Origin of the sequence: Algoriphagus aquimarinus, assembly GCF_900112005.1 — a bacterium.
Classification (GTDB): Bacteria; Bacteroidota; Bacteroidia; order Cytophagales; family Cyclobacteriaceae; genus Algoriphagus; species Algoriphagus aquimarinus.
In genome coordinates, this window is sequence record NZ_FOKK01000001.1 from 123,375 (window position 1) to 141,267 (window position 17,893).

The window sequence follows — 17,893 nt, forward strand, 5'->3', positions numbered from 1 at the left end:
TTTGGGTTTAGCTATCTGCGAGGAATATATGGCAAAAAAAGAAGAGGGACAACGCTTGCCCCTCTTCCGATATTTTATTTGATCTGGATCAATCCCTATTTCCAAAGAAGATGAAAATATAATAGGCTAATGTTGCCATAGAGGCAAGAGCTGCCACTACATATGTCATTGCCGCCCATTTAAGCGAGTCTTTCGACATAGCATATTCATCGGGAGTCACTATGTTTCTGGTCTTTATCCAAGCAAGAGCACGATTACTTGCATCAAATTCTACTGGCAGAGTGATGATGGTAAATAGGGTCATGACGCTATATGCACCTACTACTATATACCCTACCCATTCGTAAGGAAGTCCTAGTGCAAAACCCCCAAACAAAGATGCAATCAATACAATATTAAGGATTTTACCAGAGGCATTCTGAATAGGCACTAAGGCAGATCGGAGATTAAGCCAAGCATACGATGTCGCATGCTGTACCGCGTGACCACACTCGTGGGATGCAACAGCAGCTGCTGCTGCATTTCTACCATAGAAAACATCTGGACTTAGATTGACTGTTTTGTTGGCAGGATTGTAATGATCTGTCAATTGTCCTTCAACGGAAAGAACCTGAACGTCTGAGATATTATTATCTGCAAGCATAAGCTTAGCTATTTCCGCTCCCGAAAGGTTTGCTTTTAGAGCTACCTGAGAATATTGTTTGAATTTGCTTTTGAGCCTTCTGCTCACTAGAAATCCAGCTAGGGCGAATACGACGACGATTAAAATAAGGAGTATCATAAGTTATTGTGTTTGCAGGATTGAATACGTTTTAACCTTCCGCAGGTTTTGTCCAAGAGGGTAATTTCATCATTATTAACCAGCTTACAAGGCCAGCTACTAAGACAATAATTACTTGTGTCCCATGGATAATAGCGGCGAAGATTTTACCATCTACTTCCGATATGCCCAACTGTATCAAAATGAAGGCCACCAGTGCATGGAAGGTTCCAATCCCCCCTTGTACAGGCGCGATCATGCCAATACTACCCATTACCATGACTAAGAGCACTTCTCCTGAAGACAAATTGGCAGTGCTCGGTATCCCTAAAGAAATGGTGTACATGGTCATAAAATAAAAAAACCAAAGCAAAATTGAGCTTATCCAAAAGCCCGCTGGATTGGATAGTCGACCTATTCGGTTGAATCCCGAAAGGATTTCTCGGAAAAAATGTTGGGCCTTATTGATCAATCCATTGTCACGAAATCTCCTCAATACATAGGCAATCAACAGAGCAAGAATTGCCATGCCTCCTATTATAATTGGAAGATTGGAGAGGGCAATTTGCCATAAAAATCTCAAATCTACCAACTGGCTAGCCAGATTTAGAAAGAGATCCTTTTCTACAAGAAAAGCTAACAAAATTATAGAGATAAGGCAGAGTAAATCAACACTTCGCTCTACGATTACTGTCCCAATTAAATAGCCAATGGACACCCCATTTGTACGTGTAAGCACCCCGCATCGAGCTACTTCCCCTGCTCGCGGTATTAGCATGTTTACTAAATTACCAATCATAACAGCGTGGTAAGCTCTAGTAAGAGACACTGGCTTTCCTTCTTCTGTATCGATGAGTAGAGTCCAGCGCCAGCTTCTCACTAGGTATGCAAGCATCGAAATAGACAGGGACAATAATATCCAGGCCCAATTACTTGACTTAACTTGATCAAGCAAGGAATCAAATGCAATATCCTTATACAAAAACCAAAAAATCCAGACTGCAATTCCCAATGAAATTACAATCTGGATAAATTGCTTAATGTTTTTCCTTCCCATCAGATGAGTTTGTTTTGCTCGTCTGGGAATATCAAAACAGGCTTGAATTTTTTAGCTTCCTCTAGTTCCATGCCCGCATAAGAAATGATGATTATAATATCTCCTACCTGCACTTTTCGCGCAGCTGGACCATTCATACATACTTGTCCAGTACCTCTTTCGCCTGTAATCACGTATGTTTCCAGACGCTCACCGTTATTGACATTTACGATTTGCACTTTTTCGTTTTCGATAAGATTAGCAGCGTCCATTAGATCTTCATCTATTGTGATGGAGCCTACATAGTGCAATTCCGCCTGAGTAATTTTCACCCGGTGGATTTTGGATTTCAGTACCTGAATTTGCATTGGTTTAATTTTGCGGCGAAATTAAGGAATTATTGGCAGGTTGTCGATTAATCTAATTTTTCCTAGATAAGCGGCTACGCAAATTGATGATTTCTGACTCGCATCAAATTCACGATAACTTGCAAAACTCTCGGGGTGAATTAATTCGAAATACTCTAAACTTGCCAATGGCATTTCCTCAAAATCACATTTGATTTGATTCTGCACTTCAAACCATGCCTTCCCAGTTAAAAGTTCCTCCTTAGCTTTAGTCAAACTGTCAATTAAAATCAAAGCTTGCTCTCTTTCTTCTGCAGAAAGACGAACGTTTCTAGATGACATTGCCAATCCATCTTCTTCGCGTCTTGTGGGCACAATTTCCAATTGGACATCCATAGAAAGGTCTTTGACTAGCCTTCTTATAATCCCAGTTTGTTGGAGGTCTTTTTGACCAAAAAATGCTTTATGTGGTTTGATTATGTTAAATAATTTGGAAACTACTATGCCTACGCCGTTAAAGTGCCCTGGACGGAAAGCTCCTTCCAATACCATCTCAAGATCTCCAAAATTGATACTCAATTTTGGTTGTTCTATATAAACACTATCGGTAGAAGGAATGAAAACAAAGTCGACATTTTCATTTTTAAGTTTATCTAAATCCTCATCTATTGTAGATGGATAGTTGTTAAAATCTTCTTTGTTATTGAATTGGGTCGGGTTAACAAAGATGGAAACGACAACAATTTCCGATTCTGCTTGAGCTTTTCTTACTAAGTCCAGATGACCTTCGTGAAGCGCTCCCATAGTAGGAACAAAGCCAATTGATTTGTCGCTTTTAATGGATTCAAGCCAGTATTTGTTCCAATCGGCTCCAGTATGTACTACTTGCACTGGTATAGGGTTTAGTATAGGTAAATAGGGGCAAATCTAGATTATTATTCAATAAAACAAGGCTTTTAGGTCTTTTTTTATTACCTTTGTGCAGTTGTTTTTTCACCTTCAACTTAAAATCCAATAAGCATGTCCAAATTACGTATTCTCTACGTTGCCAGTGAAATCAACCCTTTTCTCCAAACATCTGAAGTAGCTAATTTCTTAAGATCCCTTCCTCAGGCTATGCAAGAGCGAGGAATGGAGATTAGAATCTTGGTGCCTAGGTTCGGTCTAATCAATGAGCGGAAGAATAGACTTCATGAAGTTGTGAGATTGTCAGGGATCAATATTGCTGTAGGCGATGAAGAGAAACCTTTGGTGATTAAAGTTGCTTCAATCCCGAATGCAAAGCTTCAGGTTTACTTCATCGACAATGAAGATTACTTCCAGCGTAAGCATGTATTCCATGATAAGCAGCAGAAGTTCTACGAAGATAATGACGAGCGTGCGATTTTCTTCTGCAAAGGAGTAATCGAAACAGTGAAGAAACTAGGCTGGGCTCCAGATATCGTGCATTGCAACGACTGGATGACTAGTTTAATTCCAATGTATTTGAAGACCACTTATAAGAGCGAGCCTTTATTTAAAGACACGAAGTCTGTATTTGCGATCTACAACAACGGATTTTCCCATACCTTTGGTGATGATTTGTTAAACAAGGTTAAGATGGTGGACATTGATGACGCTATTTTAGCACCTTTGAAAAGCAAAGACTTTACAGGATTTATTAAGATAGGCATGGAGTACGCCGACTTAGTAGTCAAAGGCGGTGTAGTTTCCGCAGAATTAAACCAACTAATCGAGGATTTCTCAAAAGACAAGAAGTTTGACATCAGCATTGAAGCAGAATCAGAAGCACAGGCGCACGAAGAGTTATTCGACATATACACGAATCTCGCCGGTTAAATTGGCCTTTGGGGCCATTATTTCCCTATTTCTTATTAGTTCTTGTAGTGACCCTGCCACGGTGGGCATTGAGCTTTCTCCCGGAAACAACCAAATCGGTGTAGTTTTCGAGGAGTTTGAACTCCCTGCCCAGGTAGTTTTACTTGACTCTTTTAATACTACCAATCAATCCCGTTTGGTAGTGGGAGAAGAGGTGGATTCTTTCTTCGGAAAGACATCAGCAACAGGCTATTCTAGGATGTACATTAGTACAGCCACTAGACCTGGTATTGATGCGATTTTAGACTCTATTTATTTCAATCTTAACATTTTAAGTGTAGATGGGATAAATTTGGACGAGTCCAAATATTACGCTATCCATAAGTTGACAGAACCAATATTAGATACCTTATATTATAATTTTGATAAGCTTAGTTATGAAGCGAGCCCATTCTCTTCTGGAGAAATAGTATTTGGTGAAGAAACAGATACACTAGTATCATTTCAAGTTGACCAAGAATTTGCTGAAGACATCTTTAGCAAAATGCAATTAGGGCTTGAGTTTAACGATCTATTCAGTTTTAGGGAATATTTTCCAGGAATTGCTGTAAAAGCAAGAGAAGGAGATAATGCTTCTATTGGCATTAGTCTAGGAAGCTCTACTGGATTACAAGTGTATTATCATAATGAAGGAGATACTGCTTCTACTGTGTATAATATCACTACAGCATCCTCTAGAAGTTTCAATGGGCTTAAAAGTGACAGAACTGGCACGCCAACTCAGGTTGTAACAGACACCTATAAAGCTTATGATGTAGGTTCGAAGGTAGGGATGAAGTCTATGCTTGGTATGGTGATCAAATTAGATACCAGCCCATTTGATGCCTTTTTAGATACACTTGTTGGCATCACATTCAATCAAGTTATTCTAGAACTAGGTGAAATACAAGATCAACCAGAGACGCAAGTTCCTCCAGTGGCACTTGTTATGTACTTTACTGATGCGACGAACAAGATTTTAGAATCTTCTTCAGGTCTTTTATTAGCAGTACAAGCTGATGGCCAAGCACAAGTTTACACAGATGAAGACGGAGTTGTCGTTCCTAATACAAGTTCACCTAGCTCATTGCTTTATGATCTTGAAAAAAAGAACTATAGCCAATATATTACATCTCATGTGAATTCATTATTTAGAGGTCAGCTTATGAGAAAAGACTGGTTGCTATATGCAAACTCGCCTACTTCAACTGGAGATGATTTCAAAAGGTCTCTGCGCCAATTTATTTTGGATAAAAATAAAGTGAAAGTGAAAGTGATTTACTCCAAATCCAGGTAAGTAAATCAAATTCTAAGAAGTTATTATGATCCACTTTCTATTTTATAGGAAGTGGATTATTTTTTTTGGCACGAAAGCTGTTTCTTTGCCGAAGTTCAAATCAACAGCAAGAATTTTTAATTATGTGTGGAATCGTAGCATATGTGGGACAGCAAGAAGCTTTACCCATTATTATCAAGGGTCTGAGAAGATTAGAATATAGAGGTTATGATAGTGCTGGAGTTGCACTCTTAGATAGCAATGGTCTAAGTATTTACAAAAAAAAGGGAAAAGTTTCCGAATTAGAGAAACACCTTGAGTCTACTTCTGATTTAGGATCGAAAATAGGAATTGGTCATACAAGATGGGCTACACACGGCGAGCCAAATGATACCAATGCACACCCGCATTACTCTTCGTCGGAAAAAATCGCAATGATCCACAACGGGATTATTGAAAACTATGAAGTACTTAAGCAGGATTTGCTTAAAAAAGGCTACACGTTTCAGTCAGATACTGATACAGAAGTCTTCATCAAATTTATAGAAGATATTCGGCTAAATAATCACTGCAGCCTTGAAGAAGCGCTTCGATTAGCTCTTCACAAAGTAGTTGGGGCTTATGCTATCGTAATTATTAATAAAGAAGAACCTGATACGCTAATCGCTGCGAGAAAAGGCTCACCATTGGTGATTGGAGTAGGGGAAGATGAGTATTTCTTAGCTTCTGATGCCACTCCAATAATAGAGTATACCAACAAAGTGGTTTATTTGGATGACTTTGAAATAGCGGTAATCCGAAATAATCGTCTTCAGATTAAAACTATTGAAAATGTGGAAACCAATCCATATATCAACCAATTGGAAATGGAATTGGAAGCCATCGAAAAAGGTGGATACGATCATTTCATGCTTAAAGAAATCTACGAGCAGCCAAAGTCAATTGCTGATTGCCTGAGAGGTCGTTTAGATGCAAAGTCAGGTCGCTTGGTTCTTGGTGGATTGCGTGACTACATGAATAAATTCCAGAATGCCGAACGTATTATTATCACAGCTTGTGGGACATCTTGGCATGCTGGCTTAGTGGCTGAATACCTTTTTGAAGAATTTGCACGCATACCTGTTGAAGTGGAATATGCCTCTGAATTCAGATACAGAAACCCCGTTATAGGAGAAAAAGACTTTGTAATCGCAATTTCTCAATCTGGTGAAACAGCTGATACCTTAGCTGCGATCGAACTTGCAAAATCAAAAGGAGCAACGATTTTTGGAGTTTGCAACGTGGTGGGATCATCCATTCCTAGAGCAACTCACGCTGGTTCATATACACACGCTGGTCCGGAGATTGGAGTAGCGTCTACCAAGGCATTTACAGCTCAGATTTCAGTTTTGGCCATGATGGCTTTGAAACTAGGGTACCAAAGAGGCACCCTACCTGAAAACAGATACGTCCAACTTCTACATGAACTTGAGGCGATTCCTGGTAAAGTAGAGCAGGCATTGAAAACCAATGATGCGATTAAGTATATCGCTGAGGAATATAAAGATGTAAGAAATGCGCTTTACCTAGGTAGAGGATATAATTTTCCAGTTGCTCTAGAAGGAGCCCTGAAGCTTAAGGAAATTTCTTATATCCACGCAGAGGGATATCCTGCAGCAGAAATGAAACATGGCCCGATCGCTTTGATTGATGAGGAAATGCCTGTTTTCTTCATTGCTACGAAAGATAGCTCGTATGAAAAAGTGGTAAGTAACATCCAAGAAGTAAAAGCTAGAAAAGGTAAAGTGATCGCAGTAGTCACTGAAGGTGATACTCAGGTAAAGGCGATTGCAGATCATGTGATCGAGATTCCAGAAACTCACGAGGCTTTTGCCCCATTAGTTGCTGTAGTTCCCCTACAACTGCTCTCCTACCACATCGCGGTAATGCGAGGCTGTAACGTAGATCAGCCAAGGAATTTAGCAAAATCTGTAACCGTAGAATAAAATGTAAAGGCTGCCTTTGGCAGCCTTTTTTAATTCACGCTCTTACACGTTCTGCAAAGTATGCAATTCAATTAGAGGTTTTGATACAACTGAATAATGGCCAATAGATTTCCAAACAAGAAACGATGCCTTCGAAAGCGGGGCTCTACTATTCACAGTTGTAAAAACAAGAAAAATTATAAAGGCAAATTACAATAAGGGATCATAATCAGAAAAGCTGCTGTGAACTACTTACATACTCCTACTGTCCAAGAAGTAACTCCTGATAAGTCTGCTGTACATGAATTTGAATAAATTTTTCCATCACAGCCACAGACAGGATTATAGTCTAGGGTACACGCTCCCTCTCTTATTTTATCTTGGTCTATACAAGTATCATTGGGATTTTCCTCTTCGCAACCAAAGATACAGAAAAAGCTAATTGCGACAAGTACATTTTTGACGTGTTTCATAAATATTAGACGCAATAGTTACGAAAAGTGATACACTCCGATACATTTTATAGTTAGAATAGGTATTCAGCCTCCGGATAAATTTAGCTACTTTTGCGCAGCGATTAAAAAACTATGCTGGACAAATTACAATCAATCAAAGAACGTTTTGAAGAAGTAGGCCAACTGATCATTATGCCGGAGTCTATGGCGGATATGAGCAAATATGCCAAGCTGACAAAGGAATACAAAGACTTAGAAAAAATTGTAAATGTTTACGATGAGTACAGTTTAGTATTGCAAAATATTACCAGTTCCAAAGAAGTTCTTGACAAGGAAAAAGATGCAGACTTCAGAGAAATGGCGAAGGCCGAACTGGATGAGCTTAGACCTAGAAAACAGGAACTAGAAGATGATCTGAAGCAATTGTTAATTCCTAAGGATCCTAATGATGCCAAAGATTGTATTCTGGAAATCAGAGGCGGCGCTGGTGGTGATGAAGCATCTATTTTTGCAGGAGACTTATTCCGAATGTATCAGCGCTTCTGTGAAAGAGAAAACCTTAAATTAACCGTGTTGGATTTGACCTTTGGTTCAGCTGGAGGATATAAGGAAATTATTTCTACTATCTCGGGTGGTGATGATGTGTATGGCAGGATGAAATACGAGTCAGGAGTACACCGTGTACAACGAGTACCTGCTACTGAATCTCAAGGAAGAGTTCATACGTCAGCAGCATCGGTGGCGATTTTGCCAGAGATGGACGAAGTGGAAGTGAACATCGACATGAATGATGTGCGAAAAGACACCTATTGTTCCTCAGGTCCTGGTGGACAATCTGTGAATACAACTTATTCTGCAGTGCGTTTGACTCACGAGCCATCTGGATTGATAGTTACCTGCCAAGATGAAAAGTCACAGATCAAGAACTTCGAGAAAGCGCTCAAAGTATTGAGATCTCGACTGTACGAAATAGAGCTAGCAAAGCATAACGATGCCGTAGGAGCACAACGTAGGTCAATGGTTGGGTCTGGAGATAGATCCGACAAGATTCGTACGTACAATTATCCACAATCAAGAGTTACGGATCATAGAATCAATAAAACTGTGTACAATCTCCCCGAGGTAATGGATGGGCATATTGAGGATTTTATATCCGCTTTGCGCTTTGCAGAAAACCTAGACAGGATGAATAACAGCGGATTAGAAGATTAGGCTAGGGATTTGCATAAAATCTACTAGAATTTTATTGATTCTGCGATTAGCCTATTATCTTGAAGAATTAACCATCAGACATTTATGATTATTACCGGAGACAGAGAAATAAGATTAGTGACCTGGAATGAGGCTCATTTTCATCAACTCTATCCTTTGGCCAATAATCCCAAAATTGCCATGAACCTTAAGGATAGCTATCCTCAGCCTTATACGATTCATGATGCAAGGTTTTGGATAGAGCATAATCAGAAGTTTAGCCCTCCTCAAAACTTTGCTGTTGAACTTGAAGGACGATTAGCTGGATCTATAGGTTCAGAGAGAGGAAAGGATGAACTCCGTACCAACATGGAATTGGGGTTTTGGATAGGAGAGCCATTTTGGGGTAAGGGAATCGCTACAGAAGCAGTGAAGCTTTACACCAAATATATTTTTGAGAAATTTGATATTGAGCGAATTTTTGCTCAAGTCTATGATTTCAACGGGCAATCTATGAACGTGCTTGAAAAAGCTGGTTATTTTCCAGAAGCGATCCTGAAAAAAGCTTTCGTAAAGAACACTACTGTTGGAGATATTTTTCAGTATGTGAATATCAGAGGAGAGCAATAGCAAACAAAACCACTTCTAATCATTACATGAAAAGCCGTCCAAAATTGGACGGCTTTTCAGTTTAATTCATTTGAAATTTACTTCATTTTTTTGATCACATTTAAAGCATCAGCTTTGATTTCATCGTTGTGAAATGTCTTTGAGAGTTTATCGATTTTCGTTCTGAAGGTCTTTTCCAGCTTCATCGCCGAAGCTGATCTCAACGCAAACTTTATCACTGAAGGATCTGTATCATCCAATGACTTACTAAGGATAGATTCAGCAGCTTTTGCACTTCGTTTTTGTGCACCAAAAGCCGCAGCAATTCTTACTGGAGCACTTCCTTTTTCAGCGGCCATTTGCAGGATATCATTTCCTGCTTCATCATCAATATATCCTACTAGATAAGCAGCTTTAATGGATAGATTTTCATTAGAACCTTGTACTAGTTCAGCAAGAAAAGGAAGTGATGTTTTCCCAAATTTCTTCGCACCAGCGGGATAATCCAACTCATCTTGTCTGAGAAAAGCAAGGAGTTCTTGCGCATCAAAATCCTGCGCGGCTGTATTACTATTTGACTTTGCCATGATTTTTTCAGTTTAGAGAGGAGTAGTTAGACTTGAATTACGCATTGTGGAGGATTCGCTAGATGTGAGGTCAGGTGGAGGATTTGTGATATTGAAGGTACCGTTTCCAGTCATCAGACGATTGTTGTCATTTACGTGATGGATACCTAATACATGCCCAAATTCGTGCCCCAAAGTCCATCTACTTGCAGAGCGCACGACCACACATCCAGGCCTGCCAGAAGGGTGAGCCGCACATCCGTTATAGCCAGGAACTGTACTTCTTACAAAGTACACCACTACATCATTTGTACCTACAAAATTTCTGTTACCAAAAAGAATAATTTGCTCAGAAGAAACAGAACCCATAGTACACCCACCCACGTCCACATCTTTAAGTGTTGGCAGATTAAGATTTTCCGTGGAGGCACAATCTACTCGCACTCCAGCGACTGCATACACCTCTTGCATCGCAGCAAATTGCTCATTAATGGTAAATGAGACTGGAGTTTCTAGTATTTTCACGTGCACTCGCACACGCTCTCTCAATACCCTCACGCCCGCCGTTGGAGACCAGTAGATACTTCCATGCTGGAAATGAGAAATGCGAGCTGCACCACCAAAAACCACTAATTCATCTGAAGTGGGATAGCCTAATGCACTTCTTTCCCAGCCTAATGAAGCCCAGTGTGATCGGATGGCTCCGTGAACCTCATGTGCACCTGTGCTTGGTGACCAATATATACTTCCACCTTGGAAGTGATTGAAGCGACCAACTCCGTCTGGGCAGGTAGTTTCATTTGTAAGAGGATACCGAAGAAAGCTTCTTTCCCACCCGAAACTAGAATACTTCGCTCGGATCGCTCCATGCACTTCCCACGCACCGGAAGATGGGCTCCAGTAAATGCTACCTCCCTGAAAATGGTTGAATCTCCCAATACCATCTGGACAGGATGATTCGTCCGTAAGGGGATAGCCAAGCAAGCTTCTTTCCCAACCCATGGATTGCCACCTTGCGCGAATAAGCCCATGAACCTCATGAGCTCCAATAGATGGATGGTAATAGATAGAACCATTTACAAAATGCTGATACTGCCCAACACCATCAGGACAAGTTCTGATCGTCGTTGTATTAGTACCGAGCCAACCGCTAGCTCCACCCAAAGCCCAATACTTTTGGGTAATGGGATGAGCCTGAAAAACCTGTAGCTGTTTAAGCAACTCCACGTTTAGTTCCTTTGCCTGAACTAATTTTGGATCAATTGTTAGTTTTGCCATAGAATTAAAAATTTATTGTGAGTATAAAAGTAAGACTCAAATTTACTTTCAAGTAACTGAATACAAACGGATTACATCATTCATGTTTTGCAAAAAATCTCAATTGAAAAAATAAGTTTAGTAAAGAATATAGACGACCTATCCTCCCATACGATCAGAAACGAATTGTAATTAATCTATCCTACAACACGAAACCCGCAATTGGAAGTTTTCTTGAGACCACCTATGTCACATTGGCAGCTAGGGCTCTTGGAATAAAAATTGATAAATCACTGCAAATCAATATCCATGAAGCCATTATCGCTATTTCTGAGACCCCTCCGACGCATTATGTGGGCACTGATAGTAGCGTTTATGGTAGGAGTACACAATTTTTATAAGCAAGAAATGGATTCTGCTGATACAATTGTCTCTTCCATTGAGATGGATAAGGAAGATGAAGATTCAACACCAAAAATATGAAAGCCTGCCCTAAAAAATAAGAGCCAAGATGTTAAGTTCTTGGCTCTTTGTTTAATTCCTATTTTTTCCCTTCGATGATCTTGGTCACTACTTCGGGATCAAGCAGCGTACTGGTATCACCCATATTATCCAATGATCCTTCAGCTATTTTTCGAAGGATTCTACGCATGATTTTACCAGATCTTGTCTTCGGTAATCCCGGTACGATTTGTATTTTATCTGGTTTTGCAATCGGCCCAATGATTTTAGAAACCATCTCCTTAATCTCATTGATCAGGTTGTCTTCCGTTCTATTAGTCAAATCGCAAATGACGTAAGCGTATATTCCTTGCCCCTTAATCTCATGAGGATATCCGACTACCGCAGACTCAATAACTTTAGGATGCTCATTGATCGCATTTTCTACTTCAGCTGTACCCATTCTATGACCTGACACGTTGATGACATCATCTACACGACCTAATATTCTGTAGTAGCCATCGTGATCACGCTTTACGCCATCACCCGTGAAATACATTCCCTTATAGGTAGAGAAATAGGTTTGCTTGCAGCGCTCATGATCGCCGTAAGTAGTACGTATCATAGAAGGCCAAGGGAACTTGATGCAGAGATTTCCCTCTACAGAATTTCCCGTAAGCTCATTTCCCTCAGGGTCTACAATACAAAGTTGTACACCTGGAAGAGGCAAAGTCGCATATGCTGGCTTAGTTGGCGTGATGCCAGCAATTGGAGAAACCATGATTCCACCGGTCTCTGTTTGCCACCAAGTATCTACAATAGGACACTTGTTCTTGCCAATATGTGTATGGTACCAATGCCAAGCTTCCTCATTAATAGGCTCACCCACTGAGCCCAATACTTTCAAAGAGCTTAGATCATATTTCTCTATTTCTACAGTACCATAGGCTTGCAATGCTCTAATAGCTGTAGGCGCGGTATAGAATACATTTACCTTATATTTTTCTACAACAGCCCAGAATCTACCACAGTCAGGAAAAGTAGGTACCCCTTCAAACATCAATGTAGTCGCTCCTGCCAACAAAGGGCCGTAGACGATGTACGAATGTCCTGTGATCCAGCCGACGTCTGCAGTACACCAATACACATCTCCTTGAGAGTATTGGAATACATTGTCAAAAGAGTATTGGGAATAAACCATGTATCCACCAGTGGTGTGAACCACCCCTTTTGGCTTGCCTGTAGATCCTGAAGTGTATAGAATAAATAGCATATCCTCGCTATCCATCTCTTCAGCTTCACATTGCTCAGATTCCGCTTCTATAACATCATGCCACCAGAAGTCGCGTCCATTTTTCATGTTCACTTCCTGCTTGGTGCGCTCATAGACAATGACAGTCTCTACGCTTGACTTTTCTAAAGCTTCATCCACTACAGCTTTCACAGCTATTGTTTTGCTCCCACGGAAATTACCATCAGAGGTCAAGATTGCCTTTGCATCACAATCGATAACTCTATCTGCTAATGCTGAACTAGAAAAACCTGCAAAAACAACGGAGTGAATAGCACCAATTCTAGCACAAGCAAGCATTGCTATTGCCGATTCAGGCACCATGGGCATATAGATAATTACTTTATCACCTTTACCAATGCCTTTACTTTTTAGCGCATTTGCGAAGCGATTTACTTCGTGAAAAAGCTCACGATACGTAAGTGTTCTTCCAGCTTCATTGGGATCATTCGCTTCCCAAATAATAGCTGGACGGTCACCAATAGTATAAAGATGTCGTTCAAAAATATTTTCCGTGATGTTGAGCTTTCCTCCCACAAACCACTGCACATCCGGCTCGTCGAAGTTCCATTTCAATACCTTAGACCAGCGTTTTCTCCAGTGAAATGAATCCGCAATTCTAGCCCAAAACTCTTCTGGCTGGGTTACGCTTTTTTGGTATTCGTAGAGGTACCCACTGAGGGTATGTATTCGGTCACTCATGGTAAGCTTGGTTTATTGTTTTCTATTCTGGGTAAAATACCCTCTAATTTAATGATCCTGTGCTTTACCAGCACCACGTGGGATCCTAATTTCCTGCACCATATCCTGCACCGCTTGAGGTGGAGCTGGAGTAAGGTGGGATACTATTCCACATACGAGAAAATTAAGGATCATTCCAATCGAGCCTATGCCTTCAGGTGAAACTCCAAACCACCAGTACTCAGCACTATTAGTTTCTGGACTGATAAACTTGAAATAAACGATATAGCCAATCGTAAATACCAGGCCAGTGATCATGCCTGAAATGGCTCCCTCCTTATTAATTCTCGTTGAGAAAATGCCCATAATGATTACTGGGAAGAAAGAAGCCGCAGCTAGGCCAAAGGCAAAGGCTACAACCTGAGCAACAAAACCTGGCGGATTCACACCGAAATAACCTGCAAGAAGTACAGCCCCAGCTGCTGCAATTCGAGCTATTCTTAATTCCTTTTTATCTGAAATCTCCGGTCTGAAAGTCTTAAATAAATCTCTTGAAATAGAAGTTGAGATTACGAGAAGCAAACCTGCAGCTGTTGAAAGTGCTGCTGCCATCGCTCCAGCAGCTACTAAGCCGACAACCCAGTTTGGAAGCTGAGCGATCTCTGGACTAGCCAAAACCATGATGTCTCTATCTATGGTCAATTCATTCAAAGCAGGATCAGCGACGTATTGAACTTTGCCATCGCCATTTTTATCATCCACACTTATTAGATCAGTCTTTTGCCAGGTACTTATCCATTCTGGAAGCTCTGATATGTTTTTCTCAGAAGTGGTTTCTATAGCGTTATAAATTCCAAAAGCTGCAATTGCAGGAGCTGTAGTATAGAGAATCGCAATAAAAACTAATGCATACCCAGCGGAAAGTCTCGCATCTTTTACTCTAGGAACTGTGAAAAACCGAACAATCACATGTGGTAGCCCGGCAGTTCCTACCATTAAAGCCAGCGTGATCATAAACATATCCGTGATGCTTTTTCTCCCAGATGTATAAGCCGCAAAGCCAAGTTCAGTCATAACACCATCCAGCTTATCTAGCAATGGCGTTCCATCTGCCACAGTACCGCCAAGCCCAAGCTGCGGAATCGGATTACCAGTCAACTGCATGGAAATGAAAATAGCAGGTACCATGTATGCGAAAATCAAAACGCAGTATTGAGCAACTTGTGTGTAGGTAATGCCTTTCATTCCACCAAGTACCGCATAGAAGAAAACAATGCACATCCCGATAACTACTCCCCATTCAATTGGTACTTCGAGATATCTGGAGAATACAATTCCCACACCGCGCATTTGCCCAGCGACATAAGTAAATGAGATAAATAAGGCGCAAATTACTGCTACCACCTTCGCAGTGTTCGAATAATAACGATCCCCCACAAAGTCAGGAACTGTGAATTTCCCGAATTTCCTTAGGTAAGGAGCGAGCAAGAGTGCGAGTAGAACATAGCCTCCTGTCCAGCCCATGAGATAGACCGATCCATCATATCCGGCAAAGGAGATAATTCCAGCCATTGAGATAAATGAAGCTGCGGACATCCAATCAGCGGCAGTTGCCATGCCATTGGCCAGCGGTGAAACTCCTCCACCAGCGATATAAAATTCCTGAGTAGATCCGGCACGAGTCCAGATAGCTATTCCTATATAAAGTGCGAATGAAAGGCCTACTAGAAGGTAGGTCCAGGTTAAAATTTCCATAGTTTTTTAGCTCAAAAAGTTATTCTTCGTCCACATCAAATTCCCTATCTAGACGATTCATTCTCACCACATAGACAAAAATCAAAATCACAAAAACGAATATCGATCCTTGCTGAGCAAACCAGAAGCCTAGTTTATAACCGCCTAGCCTAATTTCATTAAGCTCGTTTACAAAAAGAATTCCACAGCCGAAAGAGACGACAAACCAGACTATCAGCAGAACAAAAAGTGTTTGTAGGTTTTTACGCCAATAGGCTTTCATTTTTTCATTTTGGGCAGGCATAGGTTGGGGTTTAGGCTGATAAAATAAAACTTTCTTGAAGCTAGCGAATGCATCCATAGGAATGCAAGCTGTTTTCCACGAAATACTTGAAATTTTATCGCAAAGCCATAAAAGAACATGAGATTCTTTGGGTAAAAATCTCAAATGCCTAAAAAAAATCCGTTTCTCTAAGGATGTCTTTTGGCTATTTTAGGAAAAATTCTGAGAGGATAGCTAGGCCTGCAGCAAAGAAGCTAACCAACAATTTATTCAACTGAAACTTGTGGTGAGGACTACTTTCAAAGAAAATAGTTGTGGAAATATGAAGAAATCCTCCAGCTACTAAGCCATACAGAATGCCAATTCCCTGCTTTTCCAACATGCCACTTTCAAATAAAAATGAACTGGACATCATTCCTAATGGCGAAGCCAAAGCAAAAAGGGTCAATAATATAAGTGTAGTTTTTTTGCTTAAAGTACTCGATAATACGGCCGCCAAGGCAAAAGCAGCAGGTCCTTTATGGAGCACAATTCCCAGCAAAATGGTTTTGCTATTATGCACATGTCCTAGAACTTCCTCTCCTTGATCCATCAGCTCTCCGTGGGAAAGTAAAGTCCCTTCGAGAAATGCATGAATAAAAAGGCCCAACATGACAGTAGTCATTGCTTTGCTCCCCTGATGTTCATGGGTATGAATGTGGCCGTGCTCTATCCCGCTGGACCAGAATTCCAGCAATTGCTGCAAAAGGAAACCAATCAGAATGTATAGCCCCATACGTTTGCTGTCGAATCCGCTGTCAAACAGCTCAGGCAAAATATGTAAAATGGTAATTGAAAACAGATAGGATCCCGCAAAAACCAGTACCAACCTAAAGTATTTCTCCCTAAAATTAGGAGCGAGAAAGACCAATGATCCTGCGATCATGGCGGTTAGAAAAAGAAGTAAAAATTTGAATTCCATGGGCCTGAGTTACTTGTCTTTTTTTCTGGAGAAAAATAGAAAACTATAACTCAGGCAAAGGTAAGAAAATTCAATAATGTTGCATTTAAAATTAATTTTCCTGCGGAAAAGACAAAAATGGCTTCAAACTTTCACTGGCGAAAGTCTTATATCCGCCATTTCCATCATCATAGATCAAAAAGACTTCAATTTCACTAAGTGCTGAATCCAAGGCGATTGCTTTGTCTTTTCCCATCACCATCATAGCCGTAGCATAGGCATCTGCGGTCATGCAGTTATCAGCCACCACAGTTGCACTAAGCAAGCTATGATTTACAGGATACCCAGTGGCTGGATTGATCGTATGTGATATTTTCACAGAATCCCGTACATAATAATTCCGGTAATTTCCTGAAGTAGCCATCCCTCGGTCTTGCAAAGCTATGATGCTGATTAGCGCATTTGCATTTGCTGATTCCTCCGGACGATTTACGCCTACCTTCCAAAGCTCACCTTTCTCATTCATACCGTTTGCAACGAGTTCTCCGCCGATTTCAACTAGATAATTTGAAATTGCTTTTTGCTTTAAAAAATCTGCCACCACATCTGAACCATAGCCTTTTGCGATAGCAGAAAAGTCAAGATAAATGCCTGCTACTTTTTTACGAAGCTGCTTTTGATCAAACTCAATCTTGGTAAAACCAACTGTCGTCAAAAGACTTTTAATATCCACACTGTCTTTAAGCTCAGGCCCACCTGGCCCGAATCCCCAGATATTCACCAACGGACCTACCGTTGGATCGAAAGCACCATTCGTGTTTTCATAGACCTTTTTGGAAGCCTCAAGAACTGGTAATAAGTAGGGTAATTTGAAATCCAACGTATCGCCTTGATTGAATTGGCTTAGTTCGGAATCAGGGATATAAGTAGATAGACTTTGGTTGAAGACGACTAACAAGGAATCAATAGATTGTTGCAGATCACGGCTTTTATCATCCAGATAAGTGATGTTATACGTCGTCCCCATCGTTTTACCCGACAGAGTCATTTTTCCAGCTACCACTTCGGCTTCAGCCTGAGTTACCTCCGTTTGATCACGATTCCTCCACAAATAAACCAACATGATGGAAGTGAGCAGGACAATTGAATAAATAATATTTTTCCGGGCGTTCGGGCGCATAATCGAATGAATTTGAATGCGAATT

The 17,893-nt window shown here is 40.6% G+C and carries 17 protein-coding genes; 5 read left to right on the forward strand and 12 right to left on the reverse strand.

The genetic code is table 11. The features are described from left to right. Window positions 1-88: 88 nt before the first annotated feature. Genes BM291_RS00600 through panC form a run of 4 tightly spaced genes read right to left on the reverse strand, consistent with a single transcriptional unit; the run spans window position 89 to window position 3,034 of the window. Complete coding sequence (locus BM291_RS00600; protein ID WP_175499626.1) at window positions 89-781, reverse strand: zinc metallopeptidase; 693 nt, start codon at window positions 779-781, stop codon at window positions 89-91. A 31-nt stretch (window positions 782-812) separates the two neighbouring features. Further along, window positions 813-1,817: a lysylphosphatidylglycerol synthase transmembrane domain-containing protein gene (locus BM291_RS00605; protein WP_092894232.1), complete on the reverse strand. Its 1,005-nt coding sequence runs from the start codon at window positions 1,815-1,817 to the stop codon at window positions 813-815. Further along, window positions 1,817-2,164 (reverse strand): aspartate 1-decarboxylase, encoded by a 348-nt coding sequence (gene panD, locus BM291_RS00610; RefSeq protein WP_092894233.1) that lies wholly within the window; start codon window positions 2,162-2,164, stop codon window positions 1,817-1,819. Before panD ends, BM291_RS00605 begins: the two co-directional genes overlap by 1 nt. A gap of 21 nt (window positions 2,165-2,185) precedes the next feature. Then, entirely contained in the window at window positions 2,186-3,034 is an 849-nt protein-coding gene (gene panC, locus BM291_RS00615) for a pantoate--beta-alanine ligase (protein WP_092894234.1), read from the reverse strand. 129 nt (window positions 3,035-3,163) lie between these two features. Here panC and BM291_RS00620 point away from each other — a divergent pair, with 129 nt between their 5' ends. From BM291_RS00620 to glmS, 3 genes are all read left to right on the forward strand, one after another. Beyond that, the gene (locus tag BM291_RS00620) at window positions 3,164-3,982 is read left to right on the forward strand and encodes a glycogen/starch synthase (RefSeq protein WP_092894235.1); all 819 of its coding nucleotides are present in this window, start codon (window positions 3,164-3,166) and stop codon (window positions 3,980-3,982) included. A 61-nt stretch (window positions 3,983-4,043) separates the two neighbouring features. After that, a complete protein-coding gene (locus tag BM291_RS00625) occupies window positions 4,044-5,297 on the forward strand; it encodes a DUF4270 family protein (protein WP_175499627.1) in 1,254 nt (417 codons plus the stop codon). Window positions 5,298-5,419: 122 nt separating this feature from the next. Next, on the forward strand, window positions 5,420-7,261 hold the full coding sequence (gene glmS, locus BM291_RS00630; protein WP_092894237.1) for a glutamine--fructose-6-phosphate transaminase (isomerizing): 1,842 nt from the start codon (window positions 5,420-5,422) through the stop codon (window positions 7,259-7,261). 227 nt (window positions 7,262-7,488) lie between these two features. Here glmS and BM291_RS22485 read toward each other — a convergent pair whose 3' ends face one another. Next, the gene (locus tag BM291_RS22485; protein ID WP_092894238.1) at window positions 7,489-7,713 is read right to left on the reverse strand and encodes a Kazal-type serine protease inhibitor family protein; all 225 of its coding nucleotides are present in this window, start codon (window positions 7,711-7,713) and stop codon (window positions 7,489-7,491) included. 114 nt (window positions 7,714-7,827) lie between these two features. Here BM291_RS22485 and prfA point away from each other — a divergent pair, with 114 nt between their 5' ends. Continuing rightward, window positions 7,828-8,907 carry a peptide chain release factor 1 gene (gene prfA / locus BM291_RS00640; RefSeq protein ID WP_092894239.1) on the forward strand — a complete coding sequence of 360 codons (1,080 nt, stop codon included), beginning with the start codon at window positions 7,828-7,830 and terminating at the stop codon, window positions 8,905-8,907. Between the two features lie 84 nt (window positions 8,908-8,991). Beyond that, a complete protein-coding gene (locus BM291_RS00645; RefSeq protein WP_092894240.1) occupies window positions 8,992-9,516 on the forward strand; it encodes a GNAT family N-acetyltransferase in 525 nt (174 codons plus the stop codon). Between the two features lie 77 nt (window positions 9,517-9,593). Here the strand turns inward: BM291_RS00645 and BM291_RS00650 are convergent, their stop codons facing one another. From BM291_RS00650 to BM291_RS00680, 7 genes are all read right to left on the reverse strand, one after another. Then, on the reverse strand, window positions 9,594-10,082 hold the full coding sequence (locus BM291_RS00650) for a HEAT repeat domain-containing protein (protein WP_092894241.1): 489 nt from the start codon (window positions 10,080-10,082) through the stop codon (window positions 9,594-9,596). Window positions 10,083-10,094: 12 nt separating this feature from the next. Beyond that, window positions 10,095-11,339, reverse strand: a complete 1,245-nt coding sequence (locus tag BM291_RS00655; RefSeq protein WP_092894242.1) for an LGFP repeat-containing protein — start codon at window positions 11,337-11,339, stop codon at window positions 10,095-10,097. 520 nt (window positions 11,340-11,859) lie between these two features. Then, window positions 11,860-13,752: an acetate--CoA ligase gene (acs, locus tag BM291_RS00660; RefSeq protein WP_092894243.1), complete on the reverse strand. Its 1,893-nt coding sequence runs from the start codon at window positions 13,750-13,752 to the stop codon at window positions 11,860-11,862. Window positions 13,753-13,800: 48 nt separating this feature from the next. After that, the gene (locus BM291_RS00665; protein ID WP_092894244.1) at window positions 13,801-15,486 is read right to left on the reverse strand and encodes a sodium:solute symporter family protein; all 1,686 of its coding nucleotides are present in this window, start codon (window positions 15,484-15,486) and stop codon (window positions 13,801-13,803) included. 19 nt (window positions 15,487-15,505) lie between these two features. Next, complete coding sequence (locus tag BM291_RS00670) at window positions 15,506-15,769, reverse strand: DUF4212 domain-containing protein (RefSeq protein ID WP_092894561.1); 264 nt, start codon at window positions 15,767-15,769, stop codon at window positions 15,506-15,508. Window positions 15,770-15,953: 184 nt separating this feature from the next. Continuing rightward, entirely contained in the window at window positions 15,954-16,709 is a 756-nt protein-coding gene (locus BM291_RS00675; RefSeq protein ID WP_092894245.1) for a ZIP family metal transporter, read from the reverse strand. Window positions 16,710-16,800: 91 nt separating this feature from the next. Next, window positions 16,801-17,868, reverse strand: a complete 1,068-nt coding sequence (locus BM291_RS00680) for an FAD:protein FMN transferase (protein WP_092894246.1) — start codon at window positions 17,866-17,868, stop codon at window positions 16,801-16,803. Window positions 17,869-17,893: the final 25 nt, after the last annotated feature.